The organism is Vibrio splendidus 12E03, assembly GCF_000272105.2.
Taxonomy (GTDB): domain Bacteria; phylum Pseudomonadota; class Gammaproteobacteria; order Enterobacterales; family Vibrionaceae; genus Vibrio; species Vibrio splendidus_I.
In genome coordinates this window covers 1-4,876 of sequence record NZ_AJZD02000108.1, presented here as the reverse complement: position 1 = coordinate 4,876, position 4,876 = coordinate 1, and the positions used below count along the sequence as shown (strand labels likewise).

At 38.4% G+C, this 4,876-nt stretch carries 3 protein-coding genes; 1 reads left to right on the top strand and 2 read right to left on the bottom strand.

What is annotated here, in order from left to right; genetic code table 11:
- Positions 1 to 87 precede the first annotated feature (87 nt).
- Positions 88 to 1,614: a YopT-type cysteine protease domain-containing protein gene (locus A142_RS09020; RefSeq protein WP_019824390.1), complete on the top strand. Its 1,527-nt coding sequence runs from the start codon at positions 88 to 90 to the stop codon at positions 1,612 to 1,614.
- Positions 1,615 to 1,777: 163 nt separating this feature from the next.
- On the opposite strand, the gene A142_RS09015 is transcribed toward A142_RS09020, so the two are convergent.
- Entirely contained in the window at positions 1,778 to 2,980 is a 1,203-nt protein-coding gene (locus A142_RS09015; protein ID WP_019824389.1) for an SGNH/GDSL hydrolase family protein, read from the bottom strand.
- A 208-nt stretch (positions 2,981 to 3,188) separates the two neighbouring features.
- Complete coding sequence (locus A142_RS09010; RefSeq protein WP_019824388.1) at positions 3,189 to 4,397, bottom strand: hypothetical protein; 1,209 nt, start codon at positions 4,395 to 4,397, stop codon at positions 3,189 to 3,191.
- Positions 4,398 to 4,876 lie beyond the last annotated feature (479 nt).

The window sequence follows — 4,876 nt, the reverse complement described above, 5'->3', positions numbered from 1 at the left end:
TTAGTTCCACTGAATTACGCAACAAAGCCACTCTAAGCATTAATGAATTCGAAGACTATCACTTACTCACTCTATAACGAGGTAACAATGAGGCCGCAAAGAAATTACAGTTCAATCGAACATATTAAAAGATCCCTAGGTCAAGTCAAAGATGAAAATAAAGAGGTAAGAGTTAAAAACGGAACCGCATATGTTAAGGAAAAAAAAGCTTTCTTTTCATTTCCAGTATCTCGCGTAAGGCACACTAAGAATTGTAAGAAACTACTGATATGCACTCTAAAGCAACGTCATAACATAAAAGAAGAAAGTGCCAAAATCTTGCTAGAAACTATTCTAGCTGGCCGAGATACAATCACGGTAAAAGATATAAACAATCTAGACGAATATATTAAGACATCAAGTATGACAGGCTTATTTGAAAGCCAGAAAAACCAACTGAAGAACGAGCGAATCGAATTAAATTCTTGGGGCACTGTTGATTTAGTAACAAGTGAATTCAAAAAAAAGAGCTTCATGGCATTAATGTTAGCTAAGTATCCATTAACACAATCCAACTTTAGTGTTCAGGTTAGTGAATCTATTGGCGACAAGAAGCTATGGACAAAAGAAGACAAAACCAGAATAGAGCATTCGATCAGCCGTTTCGTAAACATGTCAAAACTTGATAGCGATCGTAATAATCAGCTTAAGACAGAGCTAAAGGGGTTATCCTATGCTCGTGATTCTTCATTAAACAAAGCAAACGAGAGACAAAAAAGTGCTCTTGTTAACTTCTTCACTAAAATTGGACTCACAGACTCAAGTCAAGTACCTACACTGAAGTCATTACAAGAAGCTAAACAAAGAAGAAAGGAAAAACACCCCCCAAATAGCGCTCAGTCGAAGAGTACTAAGAAACATGCACCAAAGGTTCACAGTAATGATGCTGCAACCCCTAAGAAAACTAACTTTACTAAGGCTCTAAACAAACTAGTAGGTTTGGCTGAGCAAGAGAAAAGAGAAACTCAACCAGCCAAATTAGAAGAACTGCAAGCACTGTTCATCACCGGAGTACATTCTGCTTCAGGAGCATCAATGTTGAAAAAAAGTCATGGTGCCACAAGTGTAACGGCATGGACTCAAGATGGACTTCTCAAGAACAAGACACTCAACAAAGACGGGCTCTGCTATGGATTAGCCGCTAAATGGGGAAAGGATACGGCAAACAATACGCACTTCTTTGAAAGCATGAGATCGATAGAAGGCTTTGAGGAAGCATCAGCTTTGTTTGACGGCCAGTTTGGCGGTGAAAAGGAGATCATTGAGCGTTTCAACCTCGTTGGTATTGAAACTGATGGTATTGAAAAGCAACGATTGGGTTTTGGTCAAGGAAATCTACAGTTACATATTCTAAGACAAAATTTAGCCGAAAGTGGCCAAAGAAGTGGTCATGCGGTAGCAACCTATTCGAGTGTCGAACTAGGTAAGGAAAAGTATGCCTTCTATGACCCAAATATTGGAGAGGTAACCTTTAGTAGCCAAGAACAACTGGAAGGTTTCACTAGAGACGCTATTAATATTCTTTATGATGACCTTCCAGCGCAATTCACTATAAACTGCAACGTTCCAAAATAACTTGATGTTCAGTTAAGCTTTATTTTCTAATTCATATTCAAATATAAAAGACTCTAATAAAGGTATGCCTAAAAGCAGTCGCAATTTGTTTGGGCGTACCTTGTCCGGTGAGCTTCGATGATTATTATCCACTAAATCTCATACTTCGACTTGAAAAAATGAGCTATTCACTAGGGGTCATTTTGCTCGTTCGGCCAAACTGCGAAACAATAAAGTCACACATCCGTGATGCTAGCATCTGATGTACTTCCTGACTAGGATGCACCTCATCATGAAAGACATGACGATGTGCAGAGTCAAATGGCTGACTATTACCTTTAAGACCAAACACACGAGGTAAATCAATGTAACCAGCTTGCTCCTCTGTAATAGTATCGTATCCAACTTGATTAGCCATATCGACTAATTCATAAAGCTGCCCACTAAAATCAAAAAAGCCTATTTTAACACCATTACCGGAAAACTGTTCTTGCAGCTCTTCCAACTTACTTTTTAAAAACTGGTTATGTTGATAAGAAAGACCTGACATCTTAGCCCTGTCACTGTCGCTCTCTTTATGTGCATGTGCTGTTATTGATAAATCTGGGATGCCAGTAACCAGAATATTTTTGACTCCTTTGGATACCACCATTTTAATAATTTCTTTTTCATAGCAGTTAACAACCTTCTCTACATCCGTTTTATCAAATGTCATATAATCATTTGCACTTAGTGCTAGTACCACCATATCTCCTTCCTGAAAGCCTTCTTTTTTTTCATGTTTATGGATTTGTCGCTTCATGTTGGAAATAAACCAAAACGTTGGGTTCAATTTTGAGTACTTAGCGGTAACAGCCCCACCCTCCGCATAGTTAAGCAATTTAAAGTTGTCACGTGCTTCCTCACTGTTCATATACTTCTTCAAATAGGCTCCTGAAGAAATAAAATCAGCCCAAACAAAACCATTGGTAAATCGACCTTTGTAATACTGTCTAGATGACAACATAACTCCGAGAGTCTTAGACTTCATTCGCCCCTCTGAATCCGACAAGCTGTCACCAATCACGACCAATCGTTTAATATGATCGAGCGTCTTGCTCGAATGACTAATCGGCTGTGCATTAGTCACTTCTTTATTACGAATAGCCAGTTCGAAGAGCAGATCTTTATGTTCAGCTCCATCGGTTAAATCAAACTCTAATTTAGTACCATCAATAACATGTTCAAGTTTTTCATTAGACACCAAGACCGGAGTTTTTAGCTTGTCATACTTTGATAGCTGCGAGACTTTAGTAACTCTTATCTTTCCCTCAGTTACCTTCCTCTCAAACAATTTTTTATTATGCTTTTTAGACACTAACTGTTGGCCTAAAATTAAGGGCTTCATATTTTATGTACTAGTAAAGAATGGATTGAGCTGCCATTTTTCAACCTAAGACTAAAAATATCACGGGGTATTTCCTGAAATATTATGGTCTTAGTTTTTTAATTTAACTTCAGATATAATCACTTTGTACGAAAGCGTTCGGGAAAAGGGAAATATCAATAGTATCAAGCCCCAGTCGCAAAACTGAAGCTATTGATTGGTCATTTAATCAGCGGTATACCGTGTGATTGACGTCTTTTACAGGTATAGGTCTAGCTTCCTTCAATTTAAAGTAAGTAGTCTCACCTCTCTTTACCACACTTCGAACTACGAATTGGCTACCAGGTTTATAGTTTCTCTCATTCTCTCCGGTATCACCGGCTCCAATGTTAAATGGAGTTCCCTCGATAATATATACAGCCGGTTGTTGACCTCTATTAGCAGTGTCGGAGTCTGAATGGTATTTTCTTGATGCGTATTTATTAGCCATTTTTTCGTTTGTATCGCATGACATGATGAAACCAATTTGAAAACGGTCCCCTTGTTTTAATGCTCCAACTCCCTCTTGAGGTTTAAACATCGAGCCTCGATACTGTATCCCAAAAGTGTCTTTTTTCTGGCCATCAAACATAAACTCAACAGCTTCTTTTGCGCCATGATGCAGAGCTTTAACGGCGTTATCCAGGTCCTCTTTTGAAGACATAATAAACGGCGAGTCTTTGTGTGCACGGTTCCATTCAATACTCGCACCTTGGCGAATTGAAGCTGAAGGTTCTGTCTTTAGTACACAGCCGTAGTCATGCCTAACTCTATTGTTTATTCCTTTCGCACCATGATTAGTACTGTAAATAGCAACTAGCCCATCGCGGGTGCTCTTTATTTTATCCTGGGTCGCTTTTTGTTTTCTCTCTAACTTGGATATTTGATTATCAACTTCATTAATGAGTCGTTTTGTTTTATCACGCTCCACCTTAGAATCATTTACACTAGAATTAAGTGCAGAAATAGTATTCTCACGTAGTTGTATATAATCATTAAGTTTAGACGAGTCTATCGCTTTAGGTTCCTTTAGATTCGCGCCAGAAAACACGGGGTTGATCACAGCTCTTGCCGCCTCAACTTCTTTCTTATGCCGCCCTACGTGAAGGTTTCCAAAGCACTTTAGTTTACTATGACTTTCTCCCCTAAACTCCCACTGACCTTTTTTAACCTCTTTAAGTCGTACAGTCCCCTCGAAGTTTTTTATGTCGGAAGCTACCGCATAAGGCCTTGAAACATAATATTTCTTTAGGTGGATAGCACTCTTTAAGTCTTGCTCAACTGATCGAATATTTTGATTGAGCGAAGTAAGAGGTTGTTTTGCGCTGTTTAGGTCTTGTATTGTCTTTGCCAAATCAGCTTTTAGTGTCGTTAATTGATGACTTGTCTTGGTGAGCATAGTTTAAAACTCCTGCTTCTCATAACTGATAAATAATGCGTATTTAAACCATGTTAGACAGAATCAAACCTAAGTCGGTAATGAAAACTTTTGAATAATTTGGGGATATTTTTCCATTATAAATCTGAGTCAACGTGCTGAGTTTTCTTGATTACCCTGATTATTATGCAATTTTTGTTTAGCGCAAAATAAAGGCCAGCATAAAGTCATTCAGAAGTTGAGCGAGTTCTACTCAACAAAGAGTGAAGGAATACATAAGTATTTTAGCTCCACGCACCCAGATTCAAATACTCGTTGCAAATTAATGTATAAAAAGAACTCTTTTCTATCTAATCTAAAACTGTCGTTTTTGTTCAATACCTATCTCAGTTACTCGCCTACACTTGCTGTCATTGAAACGTGGCTCAGCTAATCAATGTATCTCATCGTCGTTCGACGTACCTGAGAACCGGCTTTGTTGCGTAATTCAATGGAACTAA